The sequence below is a fragment of the Pseudomonas sp. GL-B-19 genome, assembly GCF_019956415.1.
GTDB lineage: Bacteria > Pseudomonadota > Gammaproteobacteria > Pseudomonadales > Pseudomonadaceae > Aquipseudomonas.
Genome location: NZ_JAHBDK010000025.1, coordinates 75,118 through 90,120 on the forward strand (window position 1 = coordinate 75,118; position 15,003 = coordinate 90,120).

Genomic DNA, 15,003 nt, shown 5'->3' on the forward strand with positions numbered 1-15,003 from the left:
CACGGCTCTCATCAGGTTGTCTGAAAATGTTCCGCACGTTGCGGAAATTTCAGAGGGCCTGGTGAGACGCGTCTTTGTTTTCCAGCGAAATGACTCACATCCACGTCTATCCATGCGATGTGGTCTTCTTTTCGCGTAGGCCGTTTCCTAAGTTGTATTTCGGCACTCTACTCGGCCAACTCTCTCGGAGAGAATCCCCGGCCGCCCCTCCTGTAGAGAATCGCCGATGTTCGATCCAGTCAACGAGCCGTCATTTCGTCTGGATATAGCGGGTCTGCCCGATCCCTTTGAGGTCTTGGCCTTTACTGGCAGTGAAGCGATCAGCGAACCCTTTGAGTTCAACGTGGATGTGCTGATCGATGATCCGACGCTGGACTTGGCAAGCCTGTTGTACCGTCCGTGCTTTTTGCATTTCGGGCCAGCGGGGAGTGGTATTCACGGGCAGTTGCATGAACTCGTCCAGACCGGACATGGCACAACATACAGACTTTGTCGTGTAAGCCTGAGGCCGAAACTCGCGTGCCTGGCGCTGCGGTCCAGCCGGCGAATGTTCAGTGACCGTTCGGTGCCGGACATCCTCGCCCAAGTGCTCAAGGAGCATGGCATTGCGGGCAAGGATCGGCGTTTCGAGTTGACCGGCGATTACCTTCCTCGGGATTTCTGCACGCAGCACCAGGAGTCGGATCTGCAATTTTTCCAGCGACTGTGTGCGCAAGAAAGACTTCATTATTACTTCGAGCACCGCTGGGGCGGTCACTGTCTGGTCATAGGTGACGGGCAGGGGCACGATCGGTGCGGCGCAGAGATGATCTTTGCGTCCGACACCGGGCAACCTGGCGTGCATCAGTTCACGCTCCATGGTCGCGCGCAGGCCGCCGAAGGCCATACGAATCTTGCGACGTTGCGCAGCGGCCTGCGCGTTCCGATGACGGGTCATCCGTGTGCCGACTGGAATCGTCTCTGGTTGCTGACCCATGTCGAGCATCAGGGTGGACAGCTGCCGGAGTTTACGTACGGCAACCAGATCCGCGCGGTGGCCGCCGCGTCGCCTTATGTGCCGGCGGGTTTGGCCACTGCTCCCAGGATGCACAGCCTGCAGCGGGCCTGGGTGGTCGAGGTCGCTGAGCCTCAACCCGAGGCGTCCCGGCCCGTCGCCGTGCAATTTGACTGGCTCTATCAGGGCGAAGGCGCGGCATCCAGCCACTGCTGGTTGTCGATAGCACCTGAATTGCGTGGCACGCTCGACCTGCCTTTGAGTGAAGGAATTGAGGTGCTGGTGAGCTTTGTCGAAGGTGATCCCGATCAACCGCTGATCACTGGGTTTCTTCCTGGTGCGCCCGATATCCAGGCGCCAGGCTCGCCCGAGCTTCAACCGGCTGCGGTGGCAGACGACAATGTGTCGGTCGAGGGATTGTTGCGCTTGTTGCACTCCAGCGAGCCGTTGGTGTTGCTGTGCCTGCTGCCCGGCGGGGGCAGTTTTACTCATTGCACGCAAAACCTTTGCATTTGCCGGGCCGCGACGCAGCTTGGCCAGAGCGGTGCGGCATGATTGCCGTCCTTGCTCCCGAAGCAACCTCGCCATGGTTGTTGCTCGATGTACCGGGTGAACCTGGGGCCGGTGCAGCACTGCGGCAACAGTTTGCCCATGCCCGACAGTTCTGGTTATTCGAGAACACCGAATGGCAGCCGCTGAGGGAGCGCGGGCCGGTGTTGGTCGACCTCAACGGATGCCCTGAGCTGGCCGAGCAGTGCCACCGCGAACCCCATCTCTGGAGCGGGTTGTGGCTGGTCAGTGAGGCGTCGCCGTCGCAGTTGCTCGAACATTTGCGTCGCATGCTCACCGTCACTGTTGGCCTGCATCAACGCGCCTTGTTGAGTTACTACAATCCCCACACGGCCAGTTACTTTTTCGATGCGTGCGATGCCCAGGAGTTAAGTCGCTGGCTCGGTCCGATCAGCCAGCTGCGCTGGTTCGGCGGAACCTGGGCTGACCGGGCTATCGGCTGTCAGGGCTGGCAGCAGTTGTTCAATCCGGGGCTGGCGGTCAAACCGCTAGGCATTGAGGAAGACCTCAGTGCGCGTCAGCGTGACGCTTTGCAAACCTGCCTGCTTGAACAACACGCCTGGCGCTGGAGCCAATCCACCGCGAGCGATTACACCCGCCTGTGGTCCCATCTGCTGGAGGGATTGGCGCTGGGTTTCAGCGAGCGGCCGGTCCTCGATGGCTGGTTATGGCTACGCTTGCAGTACCCCGGCGCTATACCCGAGCAGCCTATACCGGGAATCACTCAACAGGAACGTCTCGATAGCCTGCGCAACCAGTGGCAAAACGATCAGTCCTGAACCTGCGCAAGACCCTGACCTCCCATCATCCAGCGAACCAGCCGTCGTTCTTGCGCAAGTACCAGGCGAACGCGCCGAGGGTCAGGCTGCGCAACACCATGAACAGCAAAAACGTGATCCACAACCCATGGTTGCCCTGGCCCTGCAGTGCCCAGGCGAAGGGCAGCAGGAGAACCACTGTCAGCAGCATGCCGTTGCGCATTTCCCGGGCACGAGTGGCACCGATAAACAGCCCGTCGAGCAGGTAGCTCCACACTGCAATCAGCGGCAACGAAGCGAGGTAGGGCAGGTAGATGAACGCGGTGTCGCGCACGCTCTGGATGTCAGTCTGCATTTCGATAAACAGGTGCCCGACGAACGCAAACAACACGGCGAAACCCAGGCTCGCCAGCAATGACCAGCCGCAGGCGACCACCAGTGAGCGCCGCAACGCCACTCGATCACGCGCGCCGATGGCATGCCCGCACAAGGCTTCCACGGCATGCGCCAAACCGTCCAGAGCGTGTGCCGTCAGCAGCAGGCCGTTAAGTAGAAGTGCGTTAGCGGCAACGGTGGCATCACCGAGTCGCGCGCCCTGCACGGTGATCAGGAAAAACACTGATTGCAGCGCCAGGCTTCGGATGAAAATGTCGCGATTGACCGCCAGCAATGGGCGCCAACTCTGCCACAACGCCAACGCGGCCCAGACGATATGCCCTGGGTAGGCACGCAAGGCATTGCGCGTCAGCAGCAGGCCAATCAGCGCACCGGTCCATTCGGCAATCACCGACGCCCGGGCCGCACCGACCACGCCCCATTCCAGCCCCAGGACGAACCACAGGTTCAGCGCGATGTTCACCAGATTGGTGCTCAGCAGAATCGCCAGCGGTGCCCGCGCGTTTTGGGTGCCGAGGAACCAGCCGACCAGTGCATAACTGGCCAGCGCCGCCGGTAGACCGAACAACCGCGTGTGGAAAAATTCGCGGGTCAGTTGATCCAGCTCTGCCGACGGTTGCATGAAGTGCAACGCGACATTGCTCAAGGGAACGCCCATGGCGCCGAGGACAATCGCCAGGCCCATGGCCAACAACAAACCTTGCAGCAAAATCTGCCGCAACGCCGCGCCATCCCCACGTCCGGCGGCCTGCGCCGCGAAACCGGTGGAGCCCATGCGCAGAAAACCCATGGCCCAGGCCAGGAACGTATACAAACTGGCCCCGACCGCGACGGCGCCCAACTGATGGGCGTGGGGCAGGTGGCCGATGACCGTACTGTCGACCAGCGCCACCAGCGGTACGGAAATGTTCGACAGAATCATCGGCGCTGCCAGCGCCCAGACCCGACGATGGGTCGGGCGGTCACGCCAGTCGGCAATCAGGTTGGACATGCAGGCTCCTTGGCGAAGCCGGCATTGTAGCGGGAGGCGAGCGCATAGCCAGTGTGGGAGCGAGCCGGCTCCCACTGGGTTTTAGGTGTTAGTGAATAATCCAGCTCAACAACCACAGCCCCAGCATCAACCAGATGATCCCCATGATGATCGAAGCATTCATGAATGCCCGAATCGCCGACCACAACAGCATCAAGCCCAGAATCAGCGCGATGATACTGATGATCGAAGCATCCATCCCCAACGCCATGGACAAGCCTTCGACAAAGTTGCCGCCGGCATTGCTCAGTAGATTGAACAAGCCACTGAGGCCGTCAACGATAAAGCGGATGACTGAGCCGAGCGCCTGGCCGAGCCATTCGAAAAAACCTTCTACCTGCATGTCGTTATCGTCCTGATGAAAGTGGTTGAGCCTTGGGCCATTGATCGCATTGGCGAGTTCCCTGTAAGCATAGTGGTTTTGCGGCGCGTGCCGCTTGCCTTCACACATCATCCCCCCGAAGCTATACGCCTTCAGGAGAGCCCGATGAACCTTGTTGAACTGACCGAACGCCTGCACGCCATCCGTGATCGCAACGACTGGCGGCAATTTCACAGCCCGAAAAACCTGGCCATGGCCGCCAGTGTGGAAATGTCCGAACTGGTGGAGATTTTCCAGTGGCTGACCGAAGACCAGTCGCGTCAGCTGCCGGCCGACAAGCTTGCCCACGCCGGGCAGGAAATCGGCGATATCGTGCTCTATTTATTGCTGCTGTGCAGCGAGTTGGGGTTGGACATGAATGAAGTCGTGCGCAGCAAACTCGCGGACAGCGAAAAGAGGTTCAGCTGATGAGCGATCGTCATTTCGATCAACTGGCGACACGCTTCGCCGAAAAAATCTACGGCGGGGCCAAAGGCGCGATCCGGCTGGCGGTGCTTCAGGCCGATCTGGCTGAAACCCTGCCGGACCGGCCGCTGCGTGTACTCGACATCGGCGCCGGTCTGGGCCACATGTCGTTGTGGCTGGCCCAGCGTGGTCATGACGTTACGCTGGCCGAGCCCGCAGAGCCGATGCTCGAAGGCGCCCGCCAACGCTTTGCCGAGGCCGGGCAGAACGCGACATTCATTCAGGCGCCGTGGCAGGAACTGCTCGGTCAGCTCACCGAACCCTACGATCTGGTGCTGTGCCATGCCGTGCTGGAATGGCTGGCCGAACCGCATGCGATTTTGCCGGTTTTGCATCAACTGACGAAAAAAGACGGTTGGTTATCCCTGGCCTTCTACAACCGCGATGCGCTGATTTACCGCAACCTGCTCAAGGGCCACTTTCGCAAGATGCGCAAGAACGACATGGCCGGCGAGAAGCAGAGCCTGACCCCGCAACAGCCACTGGATCCGCGCGAGCTGGCGGCGCAACTTGAAGGCTTGTGGCAGGTCGAAACCCAGAGTGGCGTGCGGGTTTTTCACGACTACATGCCTGTGGAATTCCAGGCCCGCGCCGAGCTGGTGGACTTGCTGGAAATGGAGCTGGCGCACCGTCGTCACCCAAGTTTTGCCGGGCTTGGGCGCTATCTGCACTGGATCTGTCGGCCGATCTGAGCGGAGCACTCAATGAAAAGGCGTTCAGGGTTACTGCTGATCTGTCTCGGGCTGGCGGCTTGTGAAGGCAGTAACCCGTATGTGGCATCGTCCAATCCGATACCGCCGGCGCCACCAGGCGCCGCCACCACCTTCGATCACAGCGCCTACCCGGCGCCACCGCGTGACTACGGGCGTTATCGCAGCTGGGCGTGGCTCGACGGTCATCTGCCACCGGGCACCACTTGGGCAGACTCGGCGCAGGTGGCCGAAGTGGTCAGCAATGCGCTCGATCAGCGCGGCTTGCGGCCGATGCGCGATAACCGTCCGGCCGACCTGTTTGTCAGTGCCAACCTGCACCTGGAAACCCGCATGCGGCAGGTGCAGGACGACTACGGTTATTACGGCGCCGGCTATGGCGGATACAACCACTACGGCAGCGGTTACGGCATGTACGGCAGCGTGCCGATCCTGCGCACCTATCAGGAACAGGTCGTGGTGGTGCAGGTGGACATGTTCGATGCGGGCACCGGTCAGCCGGTGTGGAGCGCCAGCGCTGAAACCAGCGATAAGGGCAGCCAGAGCGAGCAAGTCGATGCCATTCGCAAGGCTGTAGAAAAGGCAATGTCGGCGTATCCTCCTAGTTAGCTTCTGTAGATAAGAAGCATTCCGCACGTTTTGCCTGCAACTGGAGAACCATCATGTTCCGCCGTTTCGCTGTACTGGCTGTGGCCGCGTTGCTCAGTGCCTGCGCCGCCAACCAGGTCAATCATGACTTCGATGCCAGCCGCGATTTTGCCGCCTACCGCAGCTGGAGCTGGAAAGAACCCGCCCTGCAATATCGCCCCGATGATCCACGGATCAAGAGTGACCTGACTGAACAACGCATCCGCCAGTCCGTTGCCGATCAACTGGACCAGCGAGGCTTGCGTCCGGCCGCCGCCGGCACCAAGGGCGACTTGAACATACAAACTTATCTGATCGTCGAAGAGCGCCAGCAACAAGTCACCACCAATTATGGCGGCGGTTGGGGCAACCCCTGGAACGGTTACTGGGGCGCGCCGATGTACAACGAAACCCGAAACGTCAGCTATAAGGTGGCGACCATCCAGATCGACATGCTCGACGGCAAGGACGGCAAACTGGTGTGGCGCGGTAGCGACGAACAGCTGCTCAGCGGCTCGCCGAACCCGACGGATCGTAGCAATGCGATACATGAAACCGTTGTACGCATCCTGGCCAACTACCCACCTAAATTGGCCCACTAACCCCACATTGGCTCGCTCTCACATTTGATTTGCGCATCAACACAAATCCCCTGTGGGAGTGACGGTGCGACGATTCGACCTGCTCGCGATAGCAATCTCAAGCACTCCAAAGATTCCACTGTCAGCCATCAGGCCACCGGCCGCCAATGCCCGACCATGTGCTCAAGATCCCCGGCACCCACCAACTGAAAGTCCCCATTGGATCCCGCCGCGCTCGCCAGCAATGTCACTTCACTGGGCAACCGCACCGGTTTGCGAAACTGCACGGCAATTTCGATGTTCGCCGTTGGCAGGTGATCGGCCAGCGCCGCCAGCGTGCGCGCCTTGTTCCACAACCCATGGGCAATGGCCGTCGGGAAACCGAAGAGTCTGGCGCTGGCGGCGCTCAGGTGAATCGGGTTGTAGTCGCCGGACACTTTGGCGTATTGACGACCAATGTCGGCGGGGGCTTTCCAGCGGGCCACTTCCATCATCTCCAGCGTGGGTGCCGGCACGTCCTCGGCGGGTTCCCCGTCCAGTTTGACGCCCCGGCACAGCATCTGGCTTTTCGCTTCCCAGAGCGTCCCCAATTGATCGTCCAGCGTGGTTACCAGATCGAACGTCGCACCCTTGGCATGGGGTTGAAGATTCTGCACCTGCACGCTGACGCGTACCCGGTGCACGCCGCCCATGGGCCGCAGAACTCGGATGCGGTTGCTCAGGTGAATCAACCCCAGCAGGGGAAAAGGGAATTCTTTGGCGGTGAGCAATTGCATTTGCAAGGCAAACGCGAGGATGTGCGGATAGGTTGGCGGCAGCAGTCCGTTGTCGGCAAACCCGCAGACCTTGCGATACGCCGCCAGGCGCTTGGGATCGACCTCGACCCAGCAGTGCAAACCCGTGTCGGGCAACGTGGTGCCGGTGATTTTGCGCCGCGTCGCTGCTCGCACATACAACGCCGACAGGCTCGGTTCGCGGTTGAGTGTGTGCCAATCGGTGATCATCGCTAGGCCCCCAAGACGCTTTGTCCACAGACCCGCAGCGCTTGCCCGGTAAACGCGCCGGTGCCCGGTTGCGCCAGCCAGGCCACGGCTTCGGCGACGTCTTGCGGTAAGCCGCCCTGGCCGAGTGAACTCATGCGTCGGCCCGCTTCACGCAAGCCGAACGGAATGTGCGCGGTCATCTGCGTTTCAATAAACCCCGGCGCCACCGCGTTGATGCTGATCCCGCGCTGATCCAGCAACGGCGCCCAGGCTTGTGCCAGCCCGATCAGCCCGGCCTTGCTCGCGGCGTAGTTGGTTTGCCCGCGATTGCCGGCGATGCCGCTGATGGATGCAAGCAAAATCACCCGTCCGTTGTCGTGCAGGGTGCCGCTGTCGAGCAGAGCCTTGGTCAGCACTTGCGGGGCATTGAGGTTGACCGCGAGTACCGCGTCCCAGAATTCCGGGGTCATGTTGGCCAGGGTTTTGTCGCGTGTGATCCCTGCGTTGTGCACCACGATATCGACGCCGTCGGGCAGTTGTTCGACCAACTGTGTGGCGGCGTCTTCGGCGCAAATGTCCAGGGTGATGCTGCGCCCGCCGAGGCGCGCGGCGAGGGCGTCGAGATCGGTTTTGGCCGATGGCACGTCGAGCAGAATCACCTCGGCGCCGTCACGGGCCAGCGTCTCGGCGATCGAGGCGCCAATGCCACGTGCTGCGCCGGTCACCAGCGCCTTGCGTCCTGCCAGTGGCCGCGTCCAGTCCTGAACCGGCGTGGCGCACGCCTTCAACCGAATCACTTGCCCGGATACAAACGCACTTTTAGGCGAGAGGAAAAACCTCAGCGGTCCCTCCAACTGATCTTCCGCACCGTCGCCGACATAGATCAACTGCAAGGTACCACCGCTGCGCAGTTCCTTGGCCAGCGAACGGCTGAAACCTTCCAGTGCGCGCTGGGCGCTGGCGGCGAACGGGTCGCTCAATGTTTCCGGGGCACGGCCCAGAATCACCAGGTGCGCGCTGTGATCGAGGTTTTTCATCAGCGGCTGGAAGAACTCGCGCAGCTGTTTGAGCTGCCCGGTTTGCTCCAGGTTACTGGCATCGAACACCACGGCTTTGAGTTTCGGACCGTGGCCGGGAATCCAAGCGGTGGCCAATGAAGGTTCGGTGCCGTAGCTGTAAATCGCGTCGGTCAGGCGATTGGCGAACGCACTGACTTTCTCGGCCAACGGGCCACCGCCAATCAACAGCGCCCCTTCGACAGGCCGCAGCCGGCCTGCCTGCCAGCGCTCCAGGCGGACCGGCGACGGCAAACCCATGGCCCCGACCAGGCGATGGCCGATGGACGAATTGGCGAAGTCGATATAACGGTCAGACATGGAACGTGCTCCGGCAGCTGGGGTTCAAAGTGTGGACCACGATTGGCAATCAGTCGTTCGATCCACGAGATAAGGCCTACGCTTGAACATTGCAGAGTAGTTCGTAGCGGGAATGTCAGGGCGACCGCAACCCAGAATTGGAATACAGAACCTGAAATGGAATGCAGACCCCTGTGGGAGCGAGCCTGCTCGCGATGGCGGTGTGTCAGCCAACATTGATGCGACTGACATACCGCCATCGCGAGCAGGCTCGCTCCCACAGTGGACCGCGTTCAGATTTTATTTTTCACAAGGAGCTTTTCATGACTCAGCTGCGCCGCGTCGCGATTATCGGCGGTAACCGTATTCCTTTCGCCCGTTCCAACGGGGCGTATGCCACCGCCAGTAACCAGGCGATGCTCACCGCAGCGCTCGAAGGCTTGATCGAACGCTACAACCTGCACGGCCTGCGCATGGGCGAAGTGGTCGCGGGGGCGGTGCTCAAATTGTCGCGGGACATGAACCTGACGCGCGAGTGCGTGCTCGGGTCGCGGCTGTCGCCCGAAACGCCGGCCTATGACATCCAGCAGGCGTGCGGCACCGGGCTGGAAGCGGCGTTGCTGGTGGCGAACAAGATCGCCCTGGGGCAGATCGATTGCGGCATTGCCGGCGGTGTCGATACCACCTCGGATGCGCCGATCAGTGTCAGTGAAGGACTGCGCAGGATCTTGCTGCAAGCCAATCGCGCCAAGACCACCGGGGACAAACTGAAAACGTTCCTGCAATTGCGGCCCCGACACCTGATCCCGGAATTTCCGCGCAACGGCGAACCCCGCACCGGTTTGTCCATGGGCGAACATTGCGAGCTGATGGCGCAGACCTGGAACATCCCCCGCGAAGCTCAGGATCAACTGGCGCTGGAAAGCCATCGCCATCTGGCCGCGTCCTACGCCGAAGGCTGGCACAACGACCTGATGACGCCATTCCTCGGCCTGACCCGCGACAACAACCTGCGCCCGGACCTGACCCTGGAGCAGCTCGCCAAGCTGAAACCGGCCTTCGAGAAAAGCGCCAAGGGCACGATGACGGCGGGCAACTCCACACCACTCACCGACGGTGCGTCGCTGGTGTTGCTGGGCAGTGAGGAGTGGGCCAGGGAGCGTGGCTTGCCGATCCTCGCGTACCTGCGTGACGGCGAAGCGGCAGCGGTGGATTTCGTCAACGGTGCCGAAGGCCTGTTGATGGCGCCGGTGTACGCGGTGCCGCGATTGCTGGCGCGCAATGGCCTGACCTTGCAGGACTTCGACTACTACGAAATCCACGAAGCCTTCGCCGCGCAAGTGCTCTGCACGTTGAAAGCCTGGGAAGACCCTGACTATTGCAAAACCCGCCTCGGGCTTGATGCGCCGCTGGGCTCCATTGACCGCAGCCGGCTTAACGTCAAAGGCAGTTCACTGGCGGCCGGGCATCCGTTTGCGGCGACTGGCGGGCGTATTGTCGCCAACCTGGCGAAGTTGCTGGACGCGGCGGGCAAGGGCCGGGGTTTGATCTCGATCTGCGCCGCCGGCGGTCAAGGCGTCACCGCCATAATCGAGCGCTGAAGAAACACCGTAACCTGTAGGAGTGAGCCTGCTCGCGATAGCGGTGTGTCAGTCAACATTAACGTGTCTGATACACCGCTATCGCGAGCAGGCTCACTCCTACAAGGATTCTCTGCATCAAATAGATTTGTATGGATCCGTGACTTAGCCTAACGTCGGCCTGATCAGTCACCTTGCGACATAAGGCAATTCAATGTCGACTAACGGACACCTTTCCCTCGAGCGGATCATTCCGACGTTGTCAGCGTTACCGCGTCCGCTATTCGCCCGGGTAGAAAGCCTGAACGCTGGATCCTGGACACCGCCGCACCGCCACGATTGGGTGCAGATTTCCTACGCCATCAGCGGCGTCCTCGGCGTGCACACTGCCGAGGGCAGTTTCTTTGCGCCGCCGCAGTGGGGCATCTGGATTCCGGCGGATCTGGAGCATCAGGTCGTGACCTCGATACGTGCCGAAATGCGCAGCCTGTATGTGCGTCGCGAAGATTGTGAGTGGGCGGACGGGCGCTGCCGGGTACTGGAAGTCACACCGCTGGCGCGGGAGCTGATCAAGAGTTTTTGCTTGCTGCCAGTGGAATATCCGCAGGGCGACAGCCAGGAAGCGCGGTTGGTGAGTGTGTTGCTGGATCAGTTGGCGAACTTGCCCGAGGTGGGGTTTTCCCTGCCGTTGCCACGGCATGAGCGGCTGCTGGGATTGTGCAACGAGTTGATTGAACGTCCCGAGCAGAACGTGACATTGCAGCTATGGGCGGAGCGCTTGGGTACGTCGGAAAAGACCCTGATGCGCCTGTTTCAGCGCGAGACCGGGTTGAGCTTTCGCGGTTGGCGACAGCGGATGCGGTTGTTGTCTTCGTTGAGTCTTCTGGAGGAGGGCGACAGCGTGACCAATGCCGCGCTGGCGTGTGGCTATGACTCGACGTCGGCGTTTATTGCTGCGTTCAAAAGCCTGTTCGGGTTTACCCCCGGCGAACTCTTCAAGCAATAACACCACCTGACCCTTGTGGGAGCGAGCCTGCTCGCGAAGAGGCCGTCACATTCAATATCTATGTTGAATGTAAGTCCGCTTTCGCGAGCAGGCTCGCTCCCACAGTGGATGTGCGGTGTTTCTGAAGGTCAGGTTCTAAAACGTCGAACCAACCCGTCCAGTTCGCTCGAAAGCCCGGCCAGGCTTTGTGAATCCAGGCGCGCCGAGTTGGCCAGTTCCGCGACCAATTGCGCATCTCCATGGATCTGGCTGATGTGCCGGTTGATGTCTTCGGCCACGGAATGCTGTTCTTCTGCCGCCGTCGCAATTTGCGTGTTCATATCGCGGATCACGTCCACCGACTCGCGAATCAACCCAAAGCTGTTGCGTGCTTCGCCGATTCGGCTCACCGACTGCTGCGACACTTCCAGGCTCGCATGCATCTGTTGAGTCACCTGGCTGGTGCGCTTGGCAAGGTTGCCGAGAAGACCGTCTATCTCCGCCGTGGAGTCAGCGGTGCGTTTGGCCAGTGCCCGCACTTCGTCGGCCACGACCGCAAACCCGCGCCCTTGCTCACCGGCCCGTGCCGCTTCAATGGCCGCGTTCAGCGCCAGCAGGTTGGTCTGCTCGGCGATCGAGCGAATGGTCCCCAGAATCGACTGGATGTCGTTGCTGTCGCGCTCGAGTTGCTGCATCGATTGCGCCGACTGTTCGATTTCCTGGCTCAAGCGATCAACGCTGCTCACCGCCGCATCAATTTGCTGTTGACCTTCACGAGCCTGACGCTGGCCGTTATCGGCAGAGTCCGCCGCCTGGCTGCAAGAACGCGCGACTTCGTTGGCGGTGGCGACCATTTCGTGGAACGCCGTGGACACCATGTCCACCGCTTCACGCTGGCGCCCGGCGGCTTCGGCCATATCGCTGGAGACCTGGGTCGAGCTCTTGGAGGTGGCGAGGATGTTGGTCGCAGCGCCTCCGATGCTTTGAATCAGGTTGCGAATCGCCGTCAAGAACTGGTTGAACCAACTGGCCAATTGCGCGGTTTCGTCGCTGCCACGGATTTCCAGGTTCTTGGTCAGATCGCCTTCGCCTTGAGCGATGCCTTCCAGACCGCTGGCCACGCTGCGGATCGGGCGCACGATGACGCTGGCGAAACTCGCGCCGAGGATGGCGAAGAACACGGCCAGCACGGCCGCGATGAGTGCGATCAGCCAGGTCAGTTGGGTGGCCGAGCTCATCACGTCGTTTTGCTTGATCAGGCCGATGAAGGTCCAGCCCAGTTGCTCAGACGGCCAGACGTTGGCCATGTAGCGTTCGCCGTTCAGCTCGACTTCCACCAGGCCTTTGCCAGCCTTGGCCAATTGCGCGTAACCCTCACCGAGGCTGCTTAGTGGCTTGAAGTTGTGCTCCGGTTGTTTCGGGTCCACCAGGACCATGCCGGTGTTTTCCAGCAGCATCAGGTAGCCGGTTTCACCGAGCTTGATCTGTTTGACGATTTCGGTGAGCCCCTTGAGCGTCACGTCGATGCTGACCACGCCGCCATTGTTGCCCAACTGATTGTCAATGGTGCGCACGGTACTGACATAAGTCGCGTCGTCCTGGGCCCAGTAGTAGGCCTCGGTGCGGAACGGCTTTCCCGGTTTGGCTTGGGCCGCTTTGTACCAAGGGCGCTGGCGCGGGTCATAATTGTTCAGCTTCGCATCGTCCGGCCAGGACACATAACCGCCAGCCGCAGTGCCGAGAATGGCATAGGCGTACGAGGGGTGGCTTTTGCCCAGGTCCTGGAGGAGGTTGAAGACTTTTTTATCCATCTCGCCTTGTGGAATGCTCTCGGCGTTGGCGCTCATGTAGGTCTTGAGGCTGTCGTCGGAGTTCTTGATCAGGGGCTGGTTGGCCAGGTAGTCGACGTTTTGGCTGATGCCGTCGAAAAACAGTTGCATGGCGTTGCTGACCTGGCGAATTTCGCGGCCGCTGCCGTCGACGAAACTCTCCTTGGCGTCACTGCGCAAATTCAGCACAACGAGGGTGGCGACCAGCACCACGGGCAAGCAGGCGATGATTGCAAACGCCCAGGTCAACTTCTGTTTGATGTTCATCCACGCTCCAGATTTTCTTGTAGGCCCACGCAGTGCTGATGACTCGCGGAATATTGGCAGCTGAAAACGTTGTTCTTCATCTCGGGTCCGTGAGTGCGCCGTCGTTTGCTGTAGGAAAGTTTGTCGGACAATTGCCTTTGTCTTTGAGGACTTCGGCCGCTGGAGGGGGAAATTGAGCCAGGATTGGAAAAATCCTACTGAAAGGTATGAATAAAGATTTCAGTTTCTGTCGTAAATACCCTCAGAACCTTTCGCCTACGTGTGTCGTTGTCTCAGCTATGATCTCGGGCGGTCATTGACGACCGGCGGCGGATGAGTGATTAATCCGCCACATTGCGTGCATCGCGACGTTCATAGGTCGGCAACCCCTCCCCCGAACGACTGGATTGCCGTATAACGAATGACTTTCGCGTGTTTGGTAATAAAGGACCCACAATAAAAGCTGATGAAGACTCCAAAACGCATTGAACCCCTGATCGAGGACGGTCTGGTTGACGAGGTGCTGCGCCCACTCATGAGTGGTAAAGAAGCAGCTGTTTATGTGGTGCGCTGCGGCAACGAGTTACGTTGCGCGAAGGTCTACAAGGAGGCGAATAAACGCAGTTTCCGTCAGGCGGCCGAGTATCAGGAAGGCCGCAAGGTGCGCAACAGCCGACAGGCTCGTGCGATGGCCAAGGGCTCCAAGTTTGGCAAGAAAGAAACCGAAGACGCGTGGCAGAACGCCGAAGTGGCGGCTTTGTTCCGTCTGGCCGGTGCCGGTGTCCGGGTACCCAAGCCGTATGACTTCCTCGAAGGCGTACTGCTCATGGAACTGGTGGCCGATGAATACGGCGATGCCGCGCCGCGTCTGAACGACGTGGTGCTGGAGCCGGACCAGGCGCGCGAATATCACGCGTTCCTGATTTCGCAGATCGTGCTGATGTTGTGTACCGGTCTGGTTCACGGTGACTTGTCCGAGTTCAATGTGCTGTTGACCCCGGACGGTCCGGTCATCATCGACTTGCCTCAGGCAGTGGATGCGGCGGGTAACAACCACGCGTTCAACATGCTGGAGCGCGACGTGGGCAACATGGCGTCTTACTTCGGGCGATTTGCGCCGGAGTTGAAAAAGACCAAATACGCCAAGGAAATGTGGGCGTTGTACGAAGCCGGCACCTTGCACCCGGCCAGTGTCTTGACCGGGGAATTCGACGAGCCGGAAGAGTTGGCCGACGTCGGCGGGATCATGCGCGAAATCGAGGCTGCGCGGTTGGACGAAGAGCGTAAGCAAGCGATCCGCGCTGCTGACGACGCGCCACCAAGCAAAGCCGAAGAGCCGCCTCCGCCCTGGATGCAGTGATGTGCTAAACAAAAACCCGGCTTCGCAGACTGTGTGAAAACCTAGCAATCTGCCTGGCGATCAAAGAAAATGCTCCGCATCGAAAGATACGGAGCATTTTTCGTTATGGCCTACATCCAGGGACAGTCCCGTACCCAGACCAGTTTGTTCCC

Annotated in this window: 14 protein-coding genes and 1 pseudogene; 9 read left to right on the top strand and 6 right to left on the bottom strand. The window is 60.3% G+C overall.

Annotated elements, in window-relative coordinates; genetic code table 11:
• Positions 1-226 precede the first annotated feature (226 nt).
• Positions 227-1,549 (top strand): contractile injection system protein, VgrG/Pvc8 family, encoded by a 1,323-nt coding sequence (locus tag KGB06_RS10790; protein ID WP_223515222.1) that lies wholly within the window; start codon positions 227-229, stop codon positions 1,547-1,549.
• A complete protein-coding gene (locus KGB06_RS10795) occupies positions 1,546-2,343 on the top strand; it encodes a DUF4123 domain-containing protein (protein WP_223515225.1) in 798 nt (265 codons plus the stop codon). The genes KGB06_RS10790 and KGB06_RS10795 overlap by 4 nt, the downstream gene beginning before the upstream one ends.
• Positions 2,344-2,368: 25 nt before the next feature.
• On the opposite strand, the gene KGB06_RS10800 is transcribed toward KGB06_RS10795, so the two are convergent.
• Together KGB06_RS10800 and KGB06_RS10805 are read right to left on the bottom strand one after the other, a co-directional pair.
• Positions 2,369-3,709, bottom strand: a complete 1,341-nt coding sequence (locus KGB06_RS10800) for an MATE family efflux transporter (RefSeq protein ID WP_223515227.1) — start codon at positions 3,707-3,709, stop codon at positions 2,369-2,371.
• A gap of 88 nt (positions 3,710-3,797) precedes the next feature.
• Positions 3,798-4,091: a hypothetical protein gene (locus tag KGB06_RS10805; protein ID WP_223515230.1), complete on the bottom strand. Its 294-nt coding sequence runs from the start codon at positions 4,089-4,091 to the stop codon at positions 3,798-3,800.
• Positions 4,092-4,235: 144 nt separating this feature from the next.
• Between KGB06_RS10805 and KGB06_RS10810 the strand changes: the two genes are divergently transcribed.
• The 4 genes from KGB06_RS10810 to KGB06_RS10825 are packed head-to-tail and all read left to right on the top strand — an operon-like array spanning position 4,236 to position 6,534.
• Positions 4,236-4,538 carry a MazG-like family protein gene (locus tag KGB06_RS10810; RefSeq protein ID WP_223515233.1) on the top strand — a complete coding sequence of 101 codons (303 nt, stop codon included), beginning with the start codon at positions 4,236-4,238 and terminating at the stop codon, positions 4,536-4,538.
• Entirely contained in the window at positions 4,538-5,287 is a 750-nt protein-coding gene (locus KGB06_RS10815; RefSeq protein ID WP_223515236.1) for a methyltransferase domain-containing protein, read from the top strand. Before KGB06_RS10810 ends, KGB06_RS10815 begins: the two co-directional genes overlap by 1 nt.
• Positions 5,288-5,299: 12 nt before the next feature.
• Positions 5,300-5,914 (top strand): DUF4136 domain-containing protein, encoded by a 615-nt coding sequence (locus KGB06_RS10820; RefSeq protein WP_223515238.1) that lies wholly within the window; start codon positions 5,300-5,302, stop codon positions 5,912-5,914.
• A 53-nt stretch (positions 5,915-5,967) separates the two neighbouring features.
• Entirely contained in the window at positions 5,968-6,534 is a 567-nt protein-coding gene (locus tag KGB06_RS10825) for a DUF4136 domain-containing protein (protein ID WP_223515240.1), read from the top strand.
• Positions 6,535-6,662: 128 nt separating this feature from the next.
• Here the strand turns inward: KGB06_RS10825 and KGB06_RS10830 are convergent, their stop codons facing one another.
• Complete coding sequence (locus KGB06_RS10830; RefSeq protein WP_223515244.1) at positions 6,663-7,517, bottom strand: MaoC family dehydratase; 855 nt, start codon at positions 7,515-7,517, stop codon at positions 6,663-6,665.
• Between the two features lie 2 nt (positions 7,518-7,519).
• A complete protein-coding gene (locus tag KGB06_RS10835; RefSeq protein ID WP_223515246.1) occupies positions 7,520-8,872 on the bottom strand; it encodes a 3-oxoacyl-ACP reductase in 1,353 nt (450 codons plus the stop codon).
• A 302-nt stretch (positions 8,873-9,174) separates the two neighbouring features.
• Here KGB06_RS10835 and KGB06_RS10840 point away from each other — a divergent pair, with 302 nt between their 5' ends.
• Both KGB06_RS10840 and KGB06_RS10845 read left to right on the top strand, forming a co-directional pair.
• Complete coding sequence (locus tag KGB06_RS10840; RefSeq protein ID WP_223515249.1) at positions 9,175-10,452, top strand: acetyl-CoA C-acetyltransferase; 1,278 nt, start codon at positions 9,175-9,177, stop codon at positions 10,450-10,452.
• 193 nt (positions 10,453-10,645) lie between these two features.
• Positions 10,646-11,437: an AraC family transcriptional regulator gene (locus KGB06_RS10845; RefSeq protein ID WP_223515252.1), complete on the top strand. Its 792-nt coding sequence runs from the start codon at positions 10,646-10,648 to the stop codon at positions 11,435-11,437.
• A 128-nt stretch (positions 11,438-11,565) separates the two neighbouring features.
• Here the strand turns inward: KGB06_RS10845 and KGB06_RS30080 are convergent, their stop codons facing one another.
• On the bottom strand, positions 11,566-12,333 hold the full coding sequence (locus tag KGB06_RS30080; RefSeq protein WP_411741843.1) for a methyl-accepting chemotaxis protein: 768 nt from the start codon (positions 12,331-12,333) through the stop codon (positions 11,566-11,568).
• A gap of 90 nt (positions 12,334-12,423) precedes the next feature.
• Positions 12,424-13,512 (bottom strand): annotated as a pseudogene (locus tag KGB06_RS30085) (cache domain-containing protein); the annotation flags it as partial.
• A 445-nt stretch (positions 13,513-13,957) separates the two neighbouring features.
• Here KGB06_RS30085 and KGB06_RS10855 point away from each other — a divergent pair.
• Positions 13,958-14,851, top strand: coding sequence for a PA4780 family RIO1-like protein kinase (locus KGB06_RS10855; protein WP_046032972.1), 894 nt, complete (start codon positions 13,958-13,960; stop codon positions 14,849-14,851).
• The last annotated feature ends 152 nt before the right edge of the window (positions 14,852-15,003 follow it).

What these genes read in the sequence shown, in the direction of transcription:
- KGB06_RS10830 (WP_223515244.1), bottom strand. Translation starts at nt 7,517, where the DNA reads ATGATCACCGATTGGCACACACTCAACCGCGAACCGAGCCTGTCGGCG.
- KGB06_RS10800 (WP_223515227.1), bottom strand. Translation starts at nt 3,709, where the DNA reads ATGTCCAACCTGATTGCCGACTGGCGTGACCGCCCGACCCATCGTCGG.
- KGB06_RS10805 (WP_223515230.1), bottom strand. Translation starts at nt 4,091, where the DNA reads ATGCAGGTAGAAGGTTTTTTCGAATGGCTCGGCCAGGCGCTCGGCTCA.
- KGB06_RS30080 (WP_411741843.1), bottom strand. Translation starts at nt 12,333, where the DNA reads ATGGCCGAAGCCGCCGGGCGCCAGCGTGAAGCGGTGGACATGGTGTCC.
- KGB06_RS10840 (WP_223515249.1), top strand. Translation starts at nt 9,175, where the DNA reads ATGACTCAGCTGCGCCGCGTCGCGATTATCGGCGGTAACCGTATTCCT.
- KGB06_RS10810 (WP_223515233.1), top strand. Translation starts at nt 4,236, where the DNA reads ATGAACCTTGTTGAACTGACCGAACGCCTGCACGCCATCCGTGATCGC.
- KGB06_RS10795 (WP_223515225.1), top strand. Translation starts at nt 1,546, where the DNA reads ATGATTGCCGTCCTTGCTCCCGAAGCAACCTCGCCATGGTTGTTGCTC.
- KGB06_RS10815 (WP_223515236.1), top strand. Translation starts at nt 4,538, where the DNA reads ATGAGCGATCGTCATTTCGATCAACTGGCGACACGCTTCGCCGAAAAA.
- KGB06_RS10820 (WP_223515238.1), top strand. Translation starts at nt 5,300, where the DNA reads ATGAAAAGGCGTTCAGGGTTACTGCTGATCTGTCTCGGGCTGGCGGCT.
- KGB06_RS10835 (WP_223515246.1), bottom strand. Translation starts at nt 8,872, where the DNA reads ATGTCTGACCGTTATATCGACTTCGCCAATTCGTCCATCGGCCATCGC.
- KGB06_RS10790 (WP_223515222.1), top strand. Translation starts at nt 227, where the DNA reads ATGTTCGATCCAGTCAACGAGCCGTCATTTCGTCTGGATATAGCGGGT.
- KGB06_RS10845 (WP_223515252.1), top strand. Translation starts at nt 10,646, where the DNA reads ATGTCGACTAACGGACACCTTTCCCTCGAGCGGATCATTCCGACGTTG.
- KGB06_RS10855 (WP_046032972.1), top strand. Translation starts at nt 13,958, where the DNA reads ATGAAGACTCCAAAACGCATTGAACCCCTGATCGAGGACGGTCTGGTT.
- KGB06_RS10825 (WP_223515240.1), top strand. Translation starts at nt 5,968, where the DNA reads ATGTTCCGCCGTTTCGCTGTACTGGCTGTGGCCGCGTTGCTCAGTGCC.